The sequence below is a fragment of the Algoriphagus chordae genome (genome assembly GCF_003254055.1).
GTDB lineage: Bacteria > Bacteroidota > Bacteroidia > Cytophagales > Cyclobacteriaceae > Algoriphagus > Algoriphagus chordae.
On sequence record NZ_QKZT01000002.1, the window covers coordinates 151711 to 169283 of the forward strand.

13 protein-coding genes and 4 tRNA genes are annotated in these 17573 nt (G+C 41.7%); all 17 read right to left on the reverse strand.

The features are described from left to right. Positions 1-2: 2 nt before the first annotated feature. The gene (rpsG, locus tag LV85_RS02710) at positions 3-470 is read right to left on the reverse strand and encodes a 30S ribosomal protein S7 (protein WP_111316651.1); all 468 of its coding nucleotides are present in this window, start codon (positions 468-470) and stop codon (positions 3-5) included. A gap of 22 nt (positions 471-492) precedes the next feature. Continuing rightward, positions 493-888 carry a 30S ribosomal protein S12 gene (gene rpsL, locus LV85_RS02715; protein ID WP_111316652.1) on the reverse strand — a complete coding sequence of 132 codons (396 nt, stop codon included), beginning with the start codon at positions 886-888 and terminating at the stop codon, positions 493-495. 98 nt (positions 889-986) lie between these two features. After that, entirely contained in the window at positions 987-1310 is a 324-nt protein-coding gene (locus LV85_RS02720; RefSeq protein WP_111316653.1) for a DUF3467 domain-containing protein, read from the reverse strand. 311 nt (positions 1311-1621) lie between these two features. Then, positions 1622-5932: a DNA-directed RNA polymerase subunit beta' gene (rpoC, locus tag LV85_RS02725; protein ID WP_111316654.1), complete on the reverse strand. Its 4311-nt coding sequence runs from the start codon at positions 5930-5932 to the stop codon at positions 1622-1624. A 48-nt stretch (positions 5933-5980) separates the two neighbouring features. After that, positions 5981-9856, reverse strand: a complete 3876-nt coding sequence (gene rpoB / locus LV85_RS02730) for a DNA-directed RNA polymerase subunit beta (RefSeq protein WP_111316655.1) — start codon at positions 9854-9856, stop codon at positions 5981-5983. Positions 9857-10012: 156 nt separating this feature from the next. Continuing rightward, positions 10013-10390 carry a 50S ribosomal protein L7/L12 gene (rplL, locus tag LV85_RS02735; protein WP_111316656.1) on the reverse strand — a complete coding sequence of 126 codons (378 nt, stop codon included), beginning with the start codon at positions 10388-10390 and terminating at the stop codon, positions 10013-10015. Positions 10391-10432: 42 nt separating this feature from the next. Next, positions 10433-10975, reverse strand: coding sequence for a 50S ribosomal protein L10 (rplJ, locus tag LV85_RS02740; protein WP_111316657.1), 543 nt, complete (start codon positions 10973-10975; stop codon positions 10433-10435). 2 nt (positions 10976-10977) lie between these two features. Next, a complete protein-coding gene (gene rplA / locus LV85_RS02745) occupies positions 10978-11676 on the reverse strand; it encodes a 50S ribosomal protein L1 (protein ID WP_111316658.1) in 699 nt (232 codons plus the stop codon). A 10-nt stretch (positions 11677-11686) separates the two neighbouring features. Beyond that, entirely contained in the window at positions 11687-12130 is a 444-nt protein-coding gene (gene rplK, locus LV85_RS02750) for a 50S ribosomal protein L11 (RefSeq protein WP_111316659.1), read from the reverse strand. 3 nt (positions 12131-12133) lie between these two features. Then, positions 12134-12691, reverse strand: a complete 558-nt coding sequence (gene nusG, locus LV85_RS02755; protein WP_111316660.1) for a transcription termination/antitermination protein NusG — start codon at positions 12689-12691, stop codon at positions 12134-12136. 18 nt (positions 12692-12709) lie between these two features. After that, positions 12710-12898, reverse strand: coding sequence for a preprotein translocase subunit SecE (gene secE / locus LV85_RS02760; RefSeq protein WP_086543367.1), 189 nt, complete (start codon positions 12896-12898; stop codon positions 12710-12712). A 16-nt stretch (positions 12899-12914) separates the two neighbouring features. Continuing rightward, positions 12915-12988: transfer RNA gene (locus LV85_RS02765), tRNA-Trp, on the reverse strand. 119 nt (positions 12989-13107) lie between these two features. Next, on the reverse strand, positions 13108-14295 hold the full coding sequence (gene tuf, locus LV85_RS02770) for an elongation factor Tu (RefSeq protein ID WP_111316661.1): 1188 nt from the start codon (positions 14293-14295) through the stop codon (positions 13108-13110). Between the two features lie 64 nt (positions 14296-14359). Further along, positions 14360-14431: transfer RNA gene (locus LV85_RS02775), tRNA-Thr, on the reverse strand. A gap of 34 nt (positions 14432-14465) precedes the next feature. Next, a tRNA-Gly gene (locus tag LV85_RS02780) sits at positions 14466-14538 on the reverse strand. Between the two features lie 162 nt (positions 14539-14700). Further along, positions 14701-14783 (reverse strand) — tRNA-Tyr (locus tag LV85_RS02785). Positions 14784-14933: 150 nt separating this feature from the next. Next, positions 14934-17459: a M1 family metallopeptidase gene (locus LV85_RS02790; protein WP_245942119.1), complete on the reverse strand. Its 2526-nt coding sequence runs from the start codon at positions 17457-17459 to the stop codon at positions 14934-14936. Between the last annotated feature and the right edge of the window lie 114 nt (positions 17460-17573).

Sequence of the window (17573 nt, forward strand, 5' to 3'; positions counted from 1 at the left end):
GATTAAAATCTAAAGTGGGAGAATGCTTTGTTGGCTTCTGCCATTCTGTGCGTATCATCTTTCTTCTTCACACCGGCACCTTCGCCTTTGGAAGCAGCGATAATTTCGCCAGCTAGTCTGTCCATCATTGTTTTCTCTCCTCTTCTTCGGGCGTAGCTGATCATCCATTTCATCCCAAGGGCAATCTTCCTGTCTGGACGGACTTCCATTGGAACCTGGAATGTAGCACCACCAACTCTACGACTCTTCACCTCTACAGATGGAGAAATATTGGTTAGCGCTTTTTTCCAAATTTCAAGACCATTCTCACCTACTTTCTCTTCAACTTTTTCTACTGCATCGTAGAAAATTCTGTAAGCAATACTCTTCTTCCCATCTACCATTAGATTGTTCACGAATCTAGTTACTAGCGTATCGTTGAACTTTGGATCAGGAAGAATATATCTCTTCTTTGGTTTCGCTTTTCTCATTTTTTCTAAATGTTATAAAGTATTATTTCTTTGCCGGGCCTTTTCCAGCCTTAGGTCTTTTAGCACCATACTTAGAGCGACCTTGCTTACGGTCTTTAACTCCTGCGGTATCTAGTGCACCACGGATGATGTGATATCTCACACCCGGTAGATCTTTCACACGACCACCTCTGATCAAGACGATCGAGTGCTCTTGTAGATTGTGACCTTCTCCAGGAATATAAGCATTCACTTCTTTTCCGTTTGTCAATCTCACCCTCGCCACTTTTCTCATTGCAGAGTTTGGCTTCTTAGGGGTTGTAGTGTATACTCTGGTACAAACTCCTCTTCGCTGTGGACATGCGTCCAAAGCTCTAGATTTTGATTTGGTCTCCAGTGTTACTCTACCTTTTCGTACTAACTGTTGAATAGTAGGCATTAACTGATAAAATTTAGTTTTCCCGTAAACTGTTAAATTTTGGACTGCAAAGGTAACCAAAGTAATAAGAGTAACAAAGCTAAGCAGTTATATTTTTGCTAGGCTTCTCCCGGTGTTCCGAAACTGATCGGAAACTGAGGTGCTCCTCCTGATTGATTGATTTTCCCAAAGGCGTCTTCGTACTTTTCAATATTATCTTTGAGAGCAGCGAGCAATTTCTTTGCATGATCCGGAGTCACAATTATCCGTGACTTTACTTTCGCCTTCGGCACACCTGGCATCAAGCGAATAAAGTCTATTACAAACTCAGAATTAGAATGAGCGATCATCGCCAAATTGGAATAAATACCCTCTGCTACTTCTTCTGATAGCTCCACATTGATCTGCTGATCTGCTTTTTTTTGTTCGTTGTCGTCTTGCATGATTTGTATAGTTTTTATTTACATTGATACCATTGGCCAAAATCCTTTTGCTCACTGGGTCAGATGACCGAAGTGGCGTCAATGCATATGATGACCTAATTCTATTATGCTTTTGTCTATTTATTTCAAATTAAGATTACGTTTCTATTAGCACTCCAGTAGTCTTATTTATTGAGTTGTCAAATCTAGTTTTTACGAAGATATATTGACTGTGTACTCTGCGAAAAACTCAGCGTCCACCTCGGTTATTTTAGATATTCACAAAAAAGGCCTGTCGCAAAACAGGCCTTTTATATTAATTTATTCGAATATTACAGGATTGCTTCGCTAGATCTCTTAGCGTTACGCTCCATGTTTTCTGAAAGCTTATCATACTCTTCCTGAGAACCCACGATGATTGGTTGCAATCTTCGCTGGCCTGTACCTGCAGGAATCAAATGACCTACCAATACATTTTCCTTCAGACCTTTCAACTCATCTCGCTTGCCTCTGATAGAAGCTTCAGAGAGAACTTTAGTAGTCTCCTGGAAGGATGCTGCAGACAAGAAGCTCTCTGTGCCTAAGGAAGCAGCTGTGATACCTTGTAGTGTAGGCTTAGAAACCGCAGTTTCAGCATCACGAACTTGTACCAACTTAAGATCCTTACGCTTTAAGCTTGAATTCTCATCTCTCAATCTTCTTGCAGAGATAATCATTCCTGGCTTCAAAGTAGAAGATTCCCCAGCATCCATGACCACTTTACGATCAAGAATATTATCATTCTCTTCTCTGAATGCCCACTTGTCCACTACCTGATTTTGTAGGAATCCAGTATCACCTGCATCAAGGATCTCCACTTTCTGCATCATCTGGCTTACAATCACCTCAATGTGCTTATCGTTGATTTTCACACCCTGAAGCCTATAAACTTCCTGAATCTCATTCACCAAGTACTCTTGAACAGCAGTTGGGCCTTTGATAGACAAGATGTCATTAGGAGTGATCGCTCCATCAGAAAGTGGCTCGCCAGCTCTGATAAAGTCATTCTCCTGCACCAAGATGTGCTTAGACAAGGATACCATGTATTTCTTGATCACACCATCTTTAGATTCGATGATGATCTCTCTATTACCACGCTTGATACCACCGTAAGTTACTACACCGTCGATTTCAGAAACTACAGCCGGATTGGACGGGTTTCTTGCTTCAAATAGCTCAGTTACTCTTGGTAGACCACCCGTAATATCTCTAGTCTTACCTACAGATCTTGGGATTTTCACCAAGATTTGTCCAGATCTAACCTTATCTCCTGCGTCAATTGCCAAGTGAGCTCCTACTGGGATATTGTATCCCTTAGACTCTTCACCATAGTTTACAATTATCGCTGGGTTCTTAGTTCTATCTTTAGTATCAATAATTACCTTCTCACGGAAACCAGTCTGATCATCGGACACTTCCTTGAAAGTAACGCCTTCTACAATTGCTTCAAATTCAATTTTACCATCGAATTCTGACAAGATTACTGCGTTGTATGGATCCCACTTACAAAGGGTCTGTCCTTTGGTGATTTTCTCTCCATCCTTCACATTCACAATAGCACCGTATGGAGCATGGTTAGACACAAGTGTCTTACCAGTCTTCGCATCATTGACTTTGATCTCACCAGATCTACCCATCACAACAGTGATATGCTCACCATCCTTATTAGTAGTCTCGATCAATCTCAATTCATCGTCAAATTCTACTACACCGTCGAACTTAGCAATCACAGAAGCTTCTACCGCCATGTTGGATGCTGTACCACCTACGTGGAATGTTCTAAGTGTAAGCTGCGTACCTGGCTCACCGATAGACTGTGCTGCAATAACACCGACAGATTCACCTTCCTGTACCATATGGCCAGAGGTAAGGTTTCTACCGTAGCATTTGCCACAAACACCTCTACGAGTCTCACAGGTCAATACAGATCTGATCTCAACTTCATCTATTCCTGATTCGTCGATCAATTTCGCTACTTCGTCATTGATTTCAAGACCAGATTCTACGATCAATTCATCCGTAGTAGGATGGAAAATATCGTGAACAGAAACTCGTCCTAGCACTCTCTCAGAAAGTGGCTCAACGATCTCGTCATTGTCTCTCAATGGTTGTACCAGCAATCCTCTCAAGCTACCACAATCGTCTTCAGTGACAATCATATCCTGAGCTACATCTACCAGACGTCTGGTTAGGTAACCAGCATCGGCAGTTTTCAATGCAGTATCGGCAAGACCTTTACGTGCACCGTGAGTAGAGATAAAGTACTCCAATACATCTAGACCTTCTTTGAAGTTAGAAAGGATTGGGTTTTCGATGATTTCACCTACAGAACCTTGAAGGTTTTTCTGTGGCTTAGCCATCAAGCCTCTCATACCACCCAACTGACGAATCTGTTCTCTGGAACCACGAGCTCCTGAGTGCATCATCATGTAGATAGCATTGAATCCTTGCTTATCCTCTTCCATCTGCTTCATCAGATTATTAGTCAAATGAGAGTTGGTACGAGTCCAGATATCAATTACTTGATTGTACCGCTCGTTATCCGTGATTAGACCCATAAGGTAGTTGTTCCAAACCTGGTCAACTTCTTCTTGAGCTTTGTCAATCATCGGCTGTTTTTCTTCTGGGATAATTACATCATTCAATCCCATAGATAGACCGCCTTTGTAGGCCATCTGGAATCCAAGGTGCTTGATATCATCCAAGAACTGAGCTGTACGTGCCATTCCACATACTTTGACAACCTTAGCAATAATCTGCTGAAGTTTTTTCTTGGTCAAAAGCTCATTTACATAACCTACTTCTTTTGGTACAAACTGATTGAAAATCAAACGACCGGCTACGGTCTCAATGATCTCATCCTTGTAACCTCCATCTTCGGTTCTTACTTGTACTTTACACTTGATATTCGCATGCTTGGAGATTTGCTCTTCATTCATTGCGATAATCACTTCTTCTACGCTGTAGAAAGTCATTCCTTCACCGAGAACAATCTCTTCAGGAGTAGATCTCTTACCCTTGGTCACGTAGTATAGACCCAACACCATATCCTGAGAAGGTACAGTAATCGGAGCTCCGTTAGCAGGGTTAAGAATATTGTGCGAAGAAAGCATCAAAGTAGAAGCTTCCAAGATCGCCTCATGTCCAAGAGGTACGTGAACCGCCATCTGATCACCGTCAAAATCGGCGTTGAATGCAGTACATACCAATGGGTGAAGCTGGATAGCTTTTCCTTCTATTAGTTTTGGCTGGAAAGCTTGGATACCTAGTCTGTGAAGCGTAGGAGCACGGTTGAGGAGCACTGGGTGTCCTTTAAGTACATTTTCCAAAATATCCCAAACCACTGGATCTTTACGATCCACGATTTTCTTAGCAGACTTTACAGTCTTTACAATACCTCTTTCGATCAGTTTTCTGATTATAAAAGGCTTGAAAAGCTCAGCCGCCATATTTTTAGGAAGACCACACTCGTGAAGCTTCAACTCAGGCCCTACCACGATCACAGAACGACCGGAGTAATCCACACGCTTACCGAGCAAGTTTTGACGGAATCGACCTTGCTTACCTTTCAACATATCGGAAAGGGACTTCAAAGCACGGTTTCCATCGGATCTTACCGCATTTACTTTTCTAGAGTTATCGAATAAAGAATCTACAGCTTCCTGAAGCATTCTCTTTTCGTTTCTCAAAATCACCTCTGGAGCTTTGATATCTATCAATCTCTTCAGACGGTTGTTTCTGATAATTACTCTTCTATAAAGGTCATTCAAATCGGAAGTCGCAAAACGACCACCATCCAAAGGAACCAAAGGACGCAATTCTGGTGGAATCACTGGAACCATACGAACGACCATCCACTCAGGGCGGTTTTCGATTCTAGTTCTAGCATCACGGAATGCCTCTACTACTTTCAGTCGCTTCAGTGCTTCTGCCTTTCTCTGCTGAGAAGTATCAGTAGCAGCCTGGTGACGAAGTGAGTAAGAAAGATCATCCAAATCGATTCTTGCCAATAGCATCTCCAAAGCTTCAGCACCCATTTTGGCGATGAATTTATTTGGATCTTCATCGTCAAGCATATGGTTTTCCTTAGGAAGCTTGTCCATAATATCCAGGTACTCATCTTCAGTCAAGAAGTCCAGGTATTGAACTCCTTCTTCTGCTTTGATACCTGCCTGAACAACCGCATAACGCTCGTAATAGACAATTTGATCAAGCTTCTTAGTTGGAAGACCAAGAAGGTAACCGATTTTATTAGGAAGGGATTTGAAATACCAAATGTGCGCAACTGGTACTACCAGTTCGATGTGGCCCATTCTCTCTCTTCTTACTTTCTTCTCTGTAACCTCTACACCGCAGCGGTCACAGATAATACCTTTATACCTGATGCGCTTGTACTTGCCACAATGACACTCCCAGTCTTTGACCGGACCAAAGATTCTCTCACAGAACAAACCACCCATTTCTGGCTTGTAAGTTCTATAGTTGATCGTCTCTGGCTGGGTCACCTCACCGTTTGAGCTATCCAGAATAGATTCTGGGGAAGCCAAACTAATGGTGACTCTGGAAAAATCATTGCTAAGTTTTTTATTTTTTCTGAACGCCATAGTTTTTTGAAAGATATGTAAAGGGCTCTTGCGAGCCCATTCGCTTTATTAATCTAGGGTAATTTCAAGAGCCAAACCTCTTAACTCATGAACCAATACGTTGAATGATTCAGGAATATTAGGCTTAGGAAGGTTTTCACCTTTCACAATCGCTTCATAAGCTTTTGCTCTACCGATTACGTCATCAGACTTCACTGTCAGGATCTCCTGAAGTACGTGTGATGCACCGAATGCTTCCAGTGCCCAAACTTCCATCTCTCCGAAACGCTGACCACCAAACTGAGCTTTACCACCCAATGGCTGCTGCGTGATCAATGAGTATGGACCGATTGAACGTGCGTGCATCTTATCATCTACCAAGTGACCCAGTTTCAGCATGTATGAAATACCTACTGTAATAGGCTGATCGAATTTCACACCTGAAAGACCATCGTATAGGTAGGTACGTCCATAAGCTGGTAAGCCTGCCAATTCCAATTCGTGAGATACCTCTTCCATAGAAGCACCATCGAAAATTGGGGTAGCATATTTCTTATCCAGTTTCTGTCCAGCCCAAGCCAATACAGTTTCAAAGATCTGACCGATGTTCATACGAGAAGGTACACCTAGTGGATTCAATACGATATCCATTGGAGTTCCATCCTCTAGGAATGGCATATCCTCGTCTCTTACGATTCTTGCTACGATACCCTTGTTACCGTGACGACCTGCCATCTTATCACCTACTTTCAGCTTACGCTTCTTAGCGATGTATACTTTGGCCAGTTGAACGATACCAGCAGGAAGTTCATCACCTACTTCTAGCGTAAATCTCTCTCGCTTGAACGTACCCGCAATCTCATTTCTAGAGTTGGTGTAGTTTTTCACAAGGTCAACAATCAAACCATTGATGTGAGCATCATTAGTCCAATCGTCAAGAACGATATCAGTAATTAGATTAGCTTCTTCTGGCACATTGTAATTACTCTCATCTCTGTAAGGATTCTTAGCAGGGAATAGGTTATTCTCAATGTTCTTCAAGTTGAACTTCTGACCTTTAGTGATGATCTCATCACCAAACTTATGCTTAACTCCCTGAGAAGATTTGCCTTCTAGAATAGTAACCATCTTATTGATCATTCTAGCTCTAAGAGCCAATAGATCTTTAGAGTATCTACCCTTCAGTTTTTCAACCTCAGCTTTAGATTTAGCTCTGATGTCTTTGTCCTTCTTAGGTCTTGCGAAAAGCTTAGTCTCGATTACCACACCATTCAAGGAAGGTGAAGCTTTCAAGGAAGCATCTTTCACATCACCAGCTTTATCACCGAAGATTGCTCTAAGCAATTTCTCTTCTGGAGTAGGATCAGTTTCTCCTTTTGGAGTGATCTTACCGATGATGATATCGCCTTCTTTGACCTCAGCTCCAATCGCGATGATACCATGCTCATCAAGATTTTTCACTGCTTCTTCAGAGACGTTAGGGATTTCAGAAGTCAATTCTTCTTCACCTCTCTTCGTGTCACGAACTTCCAATTGGAATTCTTCCACGTGAATAGAAGTAAAGACATCTTCTCTTACTACTCTCTCAGAGATTACGATCGCATCCTCAAAGTTGTATCCTTGCCATGGCATGTATGCCACTTTGAGGTTTTTACCTAGCGCTAGCTCACCGTTATTAGTAGAGTAACCTTCTACGAGAACCTGACCTTTTTTCACCTTCTGGCCTTTCAGCACCAAAGGAGTCAAGTTGATTGTCGTATCCTGGTTAGTTCTTCTGAATTTGATCAAGTCATAAGACTTGTATTCATCTGTGAAATTAACTAACAACTCATCATCAGATAGATCATACTTGATAGTGATTTTCTTAGCATCCACATAATCAACTACACCACTTGCTTCCGCAATGATCAGTGATCTAGAATCTACTGCAGCTTTTGCTTCAAGGCCAGTACCTACAATAGGTGCTTCAGCTTTCAACAAAGGAACTGCCTGACGCTGCATGTTGGACCCCATCAATGCACGGTTGGCATCATCATGCTCCAAGAATGGAATCAAAGATGCCGCAACAGATACAATTTGATTAGGAGCAACGTCCATATACGTGATTTTGGATGGTTCCAACACAGGGAAGTCACCTTCAAATCTCGCTTTTACTTTTTCATTGATAAACTTTCCAGACTCGTCCAAAGGAGCATTTGCCTGTGCAATGTTATGATCATCTTCTTCTTCAGCAGTAAGGAATAGAACATCCTCAGACTTCATACTTGCTTTGCCATCCTTCACCTTACGGTAAGGAGTCTCAAGGAAGCCCATTGAATTCACTTTGGCGTGCACACAAAGAGAAGAAATCAAACCAATGTTTGGACCTTCTGGAGTTTCGATAGTACACAGACGACCGTAGTGCGTGTAGTGAACATCTCGAACCTCAAATCCTGCTCTTTCTCTAGATAGACCCCCTGGACCCAAGGCCGAAAGTCTTCTCTTGTGAGTCAGCTCAGCCAATGGATTGGTTTGATCCATAAACTGAGAAAGTTGGTTGGTACCAAAGAATGAATTGATCACCGAAGAAAGCGTACGTGCATTGATCAAATCGACTGGTTTAAAGTCTTCATTGTCACGAACGTTCATTCGCTCACGGATTGTTCTAGACATTCTAGCCAAACCAACACCGAATTGACTGTAAAGCTGCTCGCCTACAGTTCTTACTCGTCTATTGCTCAAGTGATCAATATCATCGACCACAGCTTTAGAGTTGATAAGACCAATAAGGTATTTTACGATATGGATAATATCTTCCTTAGTAAGGACGATTTTAGCAGAATCGATGTCAAGACCTAGTTTTTTGTTGATTCTGTAACGACCAACTTCTCCTAGATCATAACGCTTGTCAGAGAAGAATAAACTATGAATCACCTCACGAGCCGTAGACTCATCAGGAGCTTCAGTATTTCTCAACTGACGGTAGATAACTTCCACAGCCTCTTTTTCAGAGTTGGAGCTATCTTTTTGTAATGTATTATAGATGATAGAGTAATCAGCCACATTCACATCTTCTCTATGGAGAATGATGCTTTTGGAACCTGATTCCAAGATCATTTCAATGTCTTCGTCTGAAAGAACGGTATCACGCTCTAGCAACACCTCATTTCGGTCGATGGAAACTACTTCACCAGTATCTTCATCTACGAAATCTTCTACCCATGTTCTTAGAACCCTAGCAGCTAGCTTACGCCCAGCCACTTTTTTCATAGCGGTCTTAGTAGCATTGACTTCCTCAGATAGACCGAACAAATCGAGAATATCTTTGTCAGAGCCATAGCCAATAGATCGTAACAAGGTTGTTACAGGGAATTTCTTCTTACGGTCGATGTATGCATACATGACATTATTAATGTCAGTAGCAAATTCAATCCATGATCCTTTGAAAGGGATAATTCTGGCAGAGTAAAGTTTCGTACCGTTTGTGTGCTTGCTTTGCGCAAAGAACACACCTGGAGAACGGTGAAGTTGTGAAACAATAACTCGTTCTGCACCATTAATTACAAATGACCCTTTCTCGGTCATATACGGAAGATTACCTAAGAATACTTCTTGCTCAATCGTTTCGAAATCTTCATTATCCTCGTCATGGCAAAGTAGTCTCAACTTTGCTTTCAACGGTACAGAGTAGGTCAAGCCACGGTCAATGCATTCGCTCACCGAATATTTCGGTGGATCCACTGCGTAATCAATAAATTCAAGAGTAAAGTTTTCTCTTGAATCAGAGATTGGGAAGTTTTCTGCGAATACTTTAAATAAACCGTCTGCCCGGCGTTTTTCTGCTGGCGTATCCAGTTGAAAAAAGTCTTTGAAAGACTGCAACTGAATATCTAGAAAATCCGGATAGCTTTTGACCACCTTAATGGAGGAGAAACTTTTCCTTTCGGTTTGATTCTTGATAGCCAAGGTAGTGTATGTTTATGGTGAAATATTAATAGCGATAAATTACAATTTTCGCTTAGAATAATGCAATTTTAAACCTGTGCATAAACAGGAAAAGACCTGACTAAAATAGTCAGGTCTTAGGTGTGAACCCCAACCTAATAGTTGCGGCTCAGCAAATTATTTGATCTCTACTTCAGCACCAGCTTCTTCCAAAGACTTCTTCAAGCCTTCAGCTTCGTCCTTAGCTACACCTTCTTTCAATGCTTTAGGAGCAGAGTCAACTAGTTCTTTTGCCTCTTTAAGACCAAGACCAGTTAATTCTTTTACAAGCTTAACAACTGCCAGTTTTGATCCACCAGCAGCTTTCAAGATAACGTCGAAAGTCGACTTCTCTTCTTCAGCTGCAGCTTCTCCAGCACCACCACCTGCTACAACTACTGCGCCTGCAGCAGCTGGCTCGATGCCATACTGATCCTTAAGGATATCTGTCAATTCTTTAACCTCTTTTACAGTCAAGTTTACCAACTGATCTGCAAGTTGCGTAAGATCTGCCATTGTATTTGAAATTTAATATTTGTTTGAATTATTTTTTTTAACTTATTTTTCTTCTCTATCTGCAAGCGTACTAAGCACACCAGAAATATTGTTCTGGCCACTTTGCAATGCAGAGATAAGATTCATCGCTGGAGATTGTAGCAAGCTGATAAGATCGCCTAACAATTCTTCCTTCGACTTCAACTTAGATAACATTACTAGGTTTTCTTCTCCGATGAATATATCTGCATCGATAGAAGCTCCTTTGAATGCTGGCTTCGTTGCTTTTTTACCTATTTTTTTTCTAAAATCCAGCAATACGTTTGCCGGAAGATTACTTGTCTCTTTTGAGAATAAAATTCCAGAGAATCCTTTCAGTGCATTATCTGACAACTCCGTAAAGTCGGCATCTAAATTTTCCAATGCTTTGCTGATCAAGGTGTTTTTGTACACTTTGTACTCTACTCCTTTTTCAAAACAAGCTCTTCGGAATGCATTCACTTGAGCTACAGAAAAACCTGAAGCGTCTGTGATATAGAAGAAAGGGTTTTCCTTAAATTTCTCAGTAAGACCGTCGATTATTACTTTCTTTTCGTCTCTAGTCATGATTAAATTCCTTGAATGCTACCCTTGTCCACTGCAATCCCAGGAGACATTGTACTGGATAAATAAATACTCTTGAAATACGTTCCCTTAGATGATGAAGGCTTCAGCTTAGAAATAGTAAGGATAAGCTCTTTTACGTTCTCTTCAATCTGCGCTGCAGTGAACGATGCTTTACCTATACCAGCATGAATAATTCCAAATTTATCTACTTTGAAATCGATCTTACCAGCTTTTACTTCTTTTACAGCTTTAGCTACATCTAGCGTAACCGTTCCTGATTTAGGATTTGGCATAAGACCTCTTGGTCCTAATACTCTACCCAATCTACCTACTTTCGCCATCACGTTAGGCATAGTGATAATGACATCAATGTCAGTCCACCCACCTTCGATCTTTGCGATGTATTCGTCCAAGCCTGCGTAATCTGCACCTGCTTCGGTCGCTTCTGCTACTTTGTCAGGAGTACAAAGAACCAATACTTTGATGTCTTTGCCTGTACCATGAGGAAGCGCAACAACGCCTCTTACCATTTGATCAGCTTTACGTGGATCCACACCCAAACGGATGTCAAGATCTACAGAAGCGTCAAACTTCGTCATAGTAATATCCTTCACGATAGTAGAAGCTGCCTCCAGGGAGTACACTTGGCTTGGGTCGTATTTAGAAAGAGCTTCTTTTTGCTTTTTTGTTAACTTAGCCATTGTTTTTTATTTATACTTCCCAAGGGGCTTTACCAGATACTGTGATTCCCATGCTTCTTGCTGTACCAGCCACCATTTTCATAGCAGACTCCACTTTGAAAGCATTAAGGTCAGGCATTTTTACCGCTGCTATTTCTCTCACCTGATCCCAGGTTACTGATCCTACCTTCTTACGGTTTGGTTCAGCAGATCCGCTCTTCAATTTCGCAGCCTCTAGCAACATGTTTGCTGCAGGAGGTGTTTTTACTACGAAGTCAAAAGACTTATCTGAGTAGATTGTAATCAATACAGGTAGCACTTGACCCATTTTATCTTGGGTACGTGCATTGTACTGCTTACAAAACTCCATTATGTTCAGACCCTTGGAACCAAGAGCTGGACCTACTGGAGGCGACGGGTTTGCCTGGCCACCTTTCACTTGTAGTTTTAAATAACCAGTGATTTCCTTAGCCATTGCTTAGTCTTGTTTTTCTACTTGTATAAAGTTTAATTCAACAGGAGTATTTCGGCCGAAGATCTTAACCATAACATTAAGTTTTTTCTTCTCCTCAAATATCTCCTCTATTGTTCCGGTAAATCCACTGAAAGGACCGTCCATTACTTTGACAGTCTCTCCGACTATAAATGGTGTATCCAGTTTCTCTGCGAACTCATCAATCTCCTCAACCTTACCTAAAATACGGTTGATTTCTGACTGACGAAGAGGCTCAGGGGTTTTGGAAGCCCCGCCTGAGCTAGATCCTAAGAAACCGATTACTCCCGGAATACTTGTAATTACGTGATTGGCCTCACCATTCGAGAGATCCGCATTAACTAAAACGTAGCCAGGAAAGAAGTTTCTCTCTCTCACACGCTTTTTACCGTTGCGCATCTCATATACCTTCTCAGAGGGTATTAAGACTTCTGGAATAAAATCCCCTATTTCCTGTCTGGAAATTTCATTATCCAAATAGGTTTTAGTTTTTTTCTCCTGTCCCGCTACTACTCTGAGTACGTACCATTTATGTTCAGCCATTCTGTAATGTCAATTCAATTAGAATAAATCATAAAACCATTTCATGATGTTCTCGAATCCCAAATCTACCACACCGATGAATAGGGCGAAGATCAGAGAGGCGACTAACACCAATACTGCACTATTTTGAAGAAATGAAAATTTCGGCCAGGTGACCTTATTTACCATCTCATCATAAGATTCTAGAACAAAGTTTTTCAGATTCATAGTGTACTTAACTTACTGGCACGGGCAGAGAGATTCGAACTCCCATCAACGGTTTTGGAGACCGCTATTCTGCCGTTGAACTATGCCCGTGTAAATGAACGCCCCGCTAATGGGAACGCAAAATTAGGTATTGATTACTAAAGAAACAAATGCGATCCCAAAATAATTTGAGATCGCATTATATTACTTAGTCAATCTGTGATTGATAATTAGTCAAGGATTTCAGTAACCTGACCAGCTCCTACTGTTCTACCACCCTCACGGATCGCAAAACGAAGACCTTTCTCAAGAGCAACTGCGTTAAGCAAAGTCACCTCGATAGTCACGTTATCACCTGGCATTACCATCTCAACGTTTTCTGGAAGCATAATCTCTCCAGTTACGTCTGTAGTTCTAAGGTAGAACTGTGGACGGTATTTGTTGAAGAATGGAGTGTGACGTCCACCTTCTTCTTTAGAAAGAACGTAAACTTCAGCATTGAAGTGAGCGTGAGGAGTTACAGATCCTGGCTTACAGATAATCATACCACGTTTGATTTGTGATTTTTCAATACCTCTTAGCAATAGACCTACGTTGTCACCAGCTTCACCTCTGTCAAGGATCTTACGGAACATCTCAACACCAGTAACTGTAGACTTAAGTCCTTCAGCACCCATACCGATAATGTCAACCGCTTCTCCAGAGTTAACAACTCCTCTTTCTATTCTACCAGTAGCTACAGTACCACGACCAGTGATCGAGAATACGTCTTCTACAGGCATCAAGAAGTCCTTGTCAATAGCTCTTTCTGGAAGAGGAATATAAGAATCAACAGCAGCCATCAATTCCATTACAGTATCAACCCACTTTTCTTCACCGTTCAATGCACCTAGTGCAGAACCAGCGATCACTGGGATGTTGTCACCGTCAAATTCATAGAAAGAAAGTAGCTCTCTGATCTCCATCTCCACAAGCTCAAGAAGCTCAGGATCATCAACCATATCCACTTTATTCATAAATACTACTAGCTGAGGTACACCTACTTGGCGAGCCAAAAGGATGTGCTCTCTAGTCTGAGGCATTGGTCCGTCAGTAGCCGCTACCACTAGGATAGCGCCGTCCATCTGGGCAGCACCCGTTACCATGTTCTTAACGTAATCAGCGTGACCTGGACAATCTACGTGAGCGTAGTGTCTGTTTTCAGTTTGATATTCTACGTGAGAGGTGTTAATGGTGATACCTCTTTCTTTTTCTTCTGGCGCGTTATCGATAGAAGAAAAGTCTCTTAATTCAGATAGACCCTTACTAGCCAGTACGGTAGTGATGGCAGCAGTCAAAGTGGTCTTTCCATGATCTACGTGACCAATCGTACCGATATTAACGTGCGGCTTGGAACGGTCGAATTGTGCTTTTGCCATGCGTGAAAATCCTCAGTTTAAGTTTAAAGATATATTTAATTTTTTTTCCTAATTAAGCCGAATGAGCCAACGAGGGGATTTGAACCCCTGACCCCTTCCTTACCAAGGAAGTACTCTACCCCTGAGCTACGTCGGCTTAGACTCTCTTATGCTTTCTTTCGAAAACACAGAGCGGGAGACGAGGCTCGAACCCGCGACCTGCAGCTTGGAAGGCTGCCGCTCTACCAACTGAGCTACTCCCGCTTGTAATCTTTCGAGATAAAATTTATCTCTGGCCGCTCTACCTCTAAGCACTTCACCTTGCGGCTAATACTCTGGAGAGCTACTTCCATTTCAATCTGGTCTTATCCAGATCTTTTTTCGCCCTGCAAAATTAGAAAAAAATTTTGCATTCCGGCAATGGTGTGGGGGAAATAGGATTCGAACCTATGAAGACTTAAGTCAACGGATTTACAGTCCGTCCCAGTTGGCCGCTTTGGTATTCCCCCAACTAGTGCTACTTTTCGAGCCCTTTTTCTCGGGCTTTTCTATCGTAACGGATGGCAAAATTATAGGCTTTTATTAAAGATTCAAAACATGCATTTCAAATTTGATGAGATTTTGTTGTTTTTCTTTCCAAACAATTAAAAATCAAGGCATTAATTTTCATCTTTTCTCGCATCTAAAAAATAATCGTAGTACAATATCAACTCATTGTCCGTTTCTTGGCTCGCTACCGCAGCAATTCTCTTCAAAATCTCTGGGTCCTCCGAAAAAATCAATAAGCTCTGAAATGCCCCCATACGTAGATAGCTTCTCGAATCATTTTTCATTTTTTCCAGCAAAAATTCAACTGCCTCTTCTGAACCTTCTTCTGGAAAACGACTGAAATACTCTGAAAAATACCCCATGAAATAGTACAAACCTTCTCCAGAAATAGATTTAGCTTTCAGCATAAACCATTTTCCCTTAGCAGGAATAGCGTTAATTATGTAATAATCAGCTACTGGGATTACGATACGGAAGTTGTTCTCATCTGCATAACCTTCCACTATTTCTGCATCTAGCACTCGCGACTCCATACCAACCAAGCCTGTCAGTGCAGACCCAGCAACCAAATAGGAAGAATCAGCAGCTAATTCCAGAAAAGTGTCGTAATAAGCATCTGGTGAAAAAGCAGAAAGTACATCCAGCGCTCCTGCGCGAACAGAGTTTCTTTCATCATGCTCAGCGATATAAGCAATCTTTCGAGCCAATTCCGGAAAATCCTCCAGCCATTCTGAGTTCCCTTGTAGCACAAATAAGGCTGATTCGCGTACAGCCCAAAATTCATCTTCTAGGGCATCAGGCATTATGGATTCTAACTCAGTCAGCGCATCCCATGACACCAAACTATCCAACGCCTCATATCTGGAAATACCGTATTTGCTTGTTCTGAATTGCTGACGCATTTGATCAGCCGTCATGTCGACAAACTTCTTAGCAAGCAGATTTTTCTCTTCATCGATAAACACCAAATCCACAGGATCTTCATTCTCCAAAGCAAATTGCTGAAATGCCTTCGTCATCATCACTCTTTTGCTTTTTCGCTTGGCACCATCATACCAACTCAGCTCCAATGGAAGCTGATACAGCGGTCTAGATGCTAAATCTTGCTCTTGCCTCACGGAAACCAGCACATTAGATTGATCAGAATAGTCCAGCTCAAAATGAAGTTCAGGATGACCTTTGGCCAAAAACCACTGATTAAAAAACCAATTCAAATCCTCTCCACTTACTCTTTCAAATGCCATTCGGAGGTCATTTACCTCCACATTTTCAAAAGCATGTTCCTCCAGGTAATCATGTAGCCCCACATAAAAAGCTTCCTGTCCCAGGTATTCTCGAAGCATGTGTACGATGGCTCCCCCCTTGGAATAACTATGCGAATCAAACAAGTCTTCAGCATTATCATATTCAAAGCGGACTAGGTCTTCCTCCTTTGTCTCAGCCTCCATAAAGTAATTCTCTGTCTCAGCAATCAGCTTCAGCTTAGCTTCATCTATGCCATACTTATATTCATTCCAGAGAAACTCACTGTAGTTAGCAAAACCTTCATTCAGCGTGATATTGGCCCAGGATTCTGTAGTCACATAGTCCCCAAACCACTGGTGAAAAAGCTCATGCGCAATGATATAATCCCATTCAGAATCTATGGCCTCACGCTCATTGAGACGCAGTTCTTCCATGAAAATCGAAGCGGTAGTATTCTCCATCGCTCCTGACACAAAATCCCTAACAACTATCTGATCATACTTAGGCCAAGGATACCGAACTCCTAGTAAATCTGAAAAGAAACCAATCATTTCTGGCGTATTTTCAAAGACCTTTTCAGCTCCCTTTTCATAGCCTTTTTCCACAAAATACCCCAAGGGAATATCCTCCCATTTATCTTCCACTTTACCAAAATCACCTATGGCAAAGGCCGCCAAATAAGCAGAATGCGGTAGCTTCATTTCCCAGAAATCCTTCCTAAAACCAGCTCCTAGATCCTCCTGTTTGATCAATTCGCCATTACCTATGGTCAGCAAACTGTCAGCTACAGTCAATTTGATCAGCTGAGTAAATTTGTCATTGGGAGAGTCTATCGTAGGAAACCACTTGGAATTATGTGCCGTCTCCCCCTGAGTCCAGATCATAGTAGGCTTATCCGGAACTGTGTCCAGGGGATCTATAAAATAAAGTCCTTTGGTATCCGTGATAGCTTCACTCCCACCACCTGCATTTCTCTCCGGAAATGCGGTATAATCGAAGGCAATTCGAAAAGTATCCGCCTTGGTCAAGACCCTTGGCAGATGTATATGTATTTTAACCTCATCATACTCATAGCTGACAGATTCTCTTTTTCCCTTTTGTATGAAAAATATTTCATCCAGCTCAAAATCCTGCGCATCAAGTATCAGTTCCTGACTTGGGTAAAAAAATGGCTTTATCGTTAATTCAGCCTTCCCTATTACAGTTTGAAGCTGATAGTCAAAAGAGAGATCTAGGTCAGTATGCAAAATATCAAAGTCCTTTTTTGCGGAAGGTTTATACCTGGCTATTGCCTGCTCCTTCTGTGCAATCAAGGCTTTTACGGCTGTGCTATCTATTTCCTCTCCCGTAATTTCACTTAGTTGATATTCGAATTCACCGAGTTCAGGCACTTGGCTCGATTTGCATGCAAAGGATAAAAGCAGTGAAAAAATGGCTGGAAATATGAGAGATCGCCCTCTTGCGCTTGGGGTTAAGATTGTCAATTGATTCATATTTAAAACGTA

Coding starts and splice junctions, on each gene's coding strand:
- rpsG (WP_111316651.1), bottom strand. CDS start 470: ATGAGAAAAGCGAAACCAAAGAAGAGATATATTCTTCCTGATCCAAAG.
- rpsL (WP_111316652.1), bottom strand. CDS start 888: ATGCCTACTATTCAACAGTTAGTACGAAAAGGTAGAGTAACACTGGAG.
- LV85_RS02720 (WP_111316653.1), bottom strand. CDS start 1,310: ATGCAAGACGACAACGAACAAAAAAAAGCAGATCAGCAGATCAATGTG.
- rpoC (WP_111316654.1), bottom strand. CDS start 5,932: ATGGCGTTCAGAAAAAATAAAAAACTTAGCAATGATTTTTCCAGAGTC.
- rplL (WP_111316656.1), bottom strand. CDS start 10,390: ATGGCAGATCTTACGCAACTTGCAGATCAGTTGGTAAACTTGACTGTA.
- rplJ (WP_111316657.1), bottom strand. CDS start 10,975: ATGACTAGAGACGAAAAGAAAGTAATAATCGACGGTCTTACTGAGAAA.
- rplA (WP_111316658.1), bottom strand. CDS start 11,676: ATGGCTAAGTTAACAAAAAAGCAAAAAGAAGCTCTTTCTAAATACGAC.
- rplK (WP_111316659.1), bottom strand. CDS start 12,130: ATGGCTAAGGAAATCACTGGTTATTTAAAACTACAAGTGAAAGGTGGC.
- nusG (WP_111316660.1), bottom strand. CDS start 12,691: ATGGCTGAACATAAATGGTACGTACTCAGAGTAGTAGCGGGACAGGAG.
- secE (WP_086543367.1), bottom strand. CDS start 12,898: ATGAATCTGAAAAACTTTGTTCTAGAATCTTATGATGAGATGGTAAAT.
- tuf (WP_111316661.1), bottom strand. CDS start 14,295: ATGGCAAAAGCACAATTCGACCGTTCCAAGCCGCACGTTAATATCGGT.